Source organism: Chamaesiphon sp. OTE_20_metabat_361 (assembly GCF_031364565.1).
On record NZ_JANLWO010000693.1, the window covers coordinates 1 to 2,951 of the forward strand.

A 2,951-nucleotide genomic window follows, 5' to 3' on the forward strand; every position below is an offset into this window, starting at 1 on the left:
GTCGTTGTCTTCTTACTAATTCGGACTGAAGGATTTCGCGGAACGGTCGATACTAAAATACGCGATGCCTTGATGGATAGTATTGAAACTTTAGCAATAGGATTTGTATGTACTGCCCTACTTTTGGTTTTACTACGCCAAATCGATCTTGCGACATCAATTAATGAAGCCGTCGGCAAAATTATTTTTGAAAGCGTGCCATTTTCGCTGGGGGTGGCTGTTGCTAATTCATTTTTAAGTGGCGATCGCGAACGAGGTAATAATGCACCACAATCTGCATCTCCACAGTCTAAAACCGCAGCAATTAATGCCACCCTTACCGATGTGGGCGCAACTGCGATCGGTGCTCTGTTTATTGCCTTCACAATCGCACCGACGCAAGAGGTACCCATGTTGGCGTCAGCCATGACACCTCCTTGGCTACTAGCGACGATCGCAGTTTCTTTACTAATTTCCTACGGGATTGTATTTGTAGCTGGTTTAACAAACCAAGCTAATCGTTACCAACAAAAAGGTCTATTTCATCGACCGATCGATGAAACTTTGGTAGCTTATATTATTTCATTAACGGCTGGATTATTAATGCTGTGGTTTTTCCATCAACTCAGTTTTGAAGATCCGTGGACGGTATGGTTGAGCCACACGATCGTGCTAGGATTGCCAGCTACGATTGGTGGTGCTGCGGGACGGATCGTGGTATGAGCCAACCCGAACAAAACCAACAGCGATCTGTGGCTGAATGGGTGACTTTTGGCATCGCATCGAGCATTGTGGCTGGGATTGTGGGATTAGTAGTTTATGGTTGGGTGAAAGTTGGAGATCGACCCCCAGTGTTAGCGATCGTTCAGAGCGGTAAGATCCGTCAAGCTGAGGGCAGTTTTTATGTACCCTTTACCCTCACAAATAAGGGCGGAGAGACGGCTGATGCCGTTCGCATAACTGCCCAATTGCAGATCGATCGCGATATTGAAGAAACGGGCGAACAGCAATTTGATTTCTTAGCCGGAGGAGAAGCTGAGGAAGGCGTATTTTTGTTTAGCCGCAATCCCCAAAATGGTAAGTTGATTTTGCGCGTTACTAGCTATCGAAAACCTTAGCCCCAATTTTGGCACTTGCTCAAATCGATCGAGTCGTGATATGATATACAAGGCTTATTTACGGTTCGACCGTAAAACCAGATTGTACTAAAGGATTGAGGTTCAGCCGCGACTGAAAAATTGCGTTAACCAAAACTTAATAGCCAACCACAGACAGCAGGAGCGCATAGCTTAATTTCCCTGCCGAGGTTAACGCAAACAGACATGCTCGATCGCTAGTAGGCATACTAGCGCGACGAGCGACTGAATGAATACCTCGGCACCTAGTGTCGGGGTTAATTTTATGCCTGTTGTCGTCCCCGTTCACACCCAAAACTCGATCGATCGAGAGGTAAGCATTTTATGGGGAGAACCCTAGCAAACAAACAAGCGATCGTCGCCACGCTCAAGCAAGACTTGAGTGAAGCGACAATGGTGGCAGTGATTAACTACCAAGGTCTCACCGTGGCAGAAATCACCGACCTCCGTCGTCGGCTCCGTCCCAAAGGCGGCACCTGTACGGTCACTAAAAATACCCTGATGGGTAAAGCGATCGAAGGTAACGCCGATTGGCAAGCATTAGAACCACTACTCCAAGGTTCTTCGGCATTCTTATTGCTCAAAGATGACATTGGTGGCTCGATCAAGGCTTACCATGACTTCCAAAAAGCGACCAAGAAAACCGAACTCCACGGTGGCGTAATGGAAGGTAAAGCCCTCACTGGCGCTGATGTCAAAGCGATCGGCGATCTACCTTCCAAAGAACAACTCATGGCGCAAATTGCTGGTGCCCTCAACTCCGTCACCGCGAAAATCGCGATCGGTGTCAAAGAAGTACCTGCTTCGATCGCTCGGAGTCTCCAAGCGCACGTTGACAAAGGTTAGAGCGCAAAGCTTTTTACCCAGTCCCAATTTTCACCCATATTTAGGAAACAACACATGTCTGCTGCAACCGATACCATCTTAGAACAGTTAAAAACCCTCAGCTTGCTCGAAGCGGCTGAACTAGTCAAGCAAATCGAAGAAGCTTTTGGCGTCAGTGCTGCTGCGCCCGTCGGCGTAGCGATGGCTGCTCCTGGTGCCGCTCCTGCCGAAGAAGCTGAAGTCAAAACTGAATTCAACGTCGTCCTCGAAGGATTGGCTGATGAGAGCAAGAAAATTGCCGTCCTCAAAGTCGTCCGCGCGATCACTGGCTTGGGCTTGAAAGAAGCTAAAGACTTGGTGGAATCCACTCCTAAAGACGTCCTCACTGGCGTACCCCAAGCAGCCGCTGACGATGCCAAGAAACAGCTCGAAGAAGCTGGCGGTAAAGTTGCCCTTAAATAGACGCAACCAGGCGATACTCGCTCAACGGTTAATGCTGTCCAGTTAGGCTTGAGCCTAATACCCTTAAAATTCATGGCAAGCGATTTATCAAAATTGCGACCGCCATGAATTTTTTTCGGTATGTTTGCACTCAAATCTCGATCGTCCGATCGATTTGGTAAGATTTTGAGATATCATAATGTAACAATTATCAACTGAACCGCTAGTTGAGGGCAATCGGCTGAAACTCTAAAGTCTCATCAGGTCGCGACCCGATAAGTATCTATACACCCATACTTACTAGCTTAGTCTCAACCATATTGAATTTCCGCCGATAACTTTCGGTTAATATATGCAATCAGCTACGCGCCTGGATGACCTCAAAATTTTAGAGTGTTTTCTGCAAAACTCTCTTCACGCTCACTTAGGGCGGATTATTCCATTCCGGGTGCAGTGCCTATACAAAGACGATACCCTGTGGGTACTCGCCCAACACCCGGCTGAAGTGTCCGTCGATATTCCCGATACCTTTAGCGTGCTAGAACGTGCCCTGCAAGCCGAAGAACCGAA

At 47.6% G+C, this 2,951-nt stretch carries 4 protein-coding genes, 1 pseudogene and 1 other annotated feature; all 5 genes and pseudogenes read left to right on the forward strand.

Annotated features, from left to right (window positions below):
• A partial coding sequence (locus RMO35_RS19560) for a TIGR02587 family membrane protein (RefSeq protein ID WP_309743366.1) occupies window positions 1-702 on the forward strand: 702 nt, incomplete at its 5' end.
• A complete protein-coding gene (locus tag RMO35_RS19565) occupies window positions 699-1,097 on the forward strand; it encodes a TIGR02588 family protein (RefSeq protein ID WP_309743368.1) in 399 nt (132 codons plus the stop codon). The genes RMO35_RS19560 and RMO35_RS19565, both read left to right, overlap by 4 nt.
• A 129-nt stretch (window positions 1,098-1,226) precedes the next feature.
• Window positions 1,227-1,388: a sequence feature (ribosomal protein L10 leader region), on the forward strand.
• 51 nt (window positions 1,389-1,439) lie between these two features.
• The gene (gene rplJ, locus RMO35_RS19570; RefSeq protein ID WP_309743370.1) at window positions 1,440-1,961 is read left to right on the forward strand and encodes a 50S ribosomal protein L10; all 522 of its coding nucleotides are present in this window, start codon (window positions 1,440-1,442) and stop codon (window positions 1,959-1,961) included.
• Window positions 1,962-2,015: 54 nt separating this feature from the next.
• Entirely contained in the window at window positions 2,016-2,402 is a 387-nt protein-coding gene (rplL, locus tag RMO35_RS19575; RefSeq protein ID WP_309743372.1) for a 50S ribosomal protein L7/L12, read from the forward strand.
• 331 nt (window positions 2,403-2,733) lie between these two features.
• A pseudogene (locus RMO35_RS19580) lies at window positions 2,734-2,951 on the forward strand (hypothetical protein); the annotation flags it as partial.

Coding starts and splice junctions, on each gene's coding strand:
- rplJ (WP_309743370.1), top strand. CDS start 1,440: ATGGGGAGAACCCTAGCAAACAAACAAGCGATCGTCGCCACGCTCAAG.
- rplL (WP_309743372.1), top strand. CDS start 2,016: ATGTCTGCTGCAACCGATACCATCTTAGAACAGTTAAAAACCCTCAGC.
- RMO35_RS19565 (WP_309743368.1), top strand. CDS start 699: ATGAGCCAACCCGAACAAAACCAACAGCGATCTGTGGCTGAATGGGTG.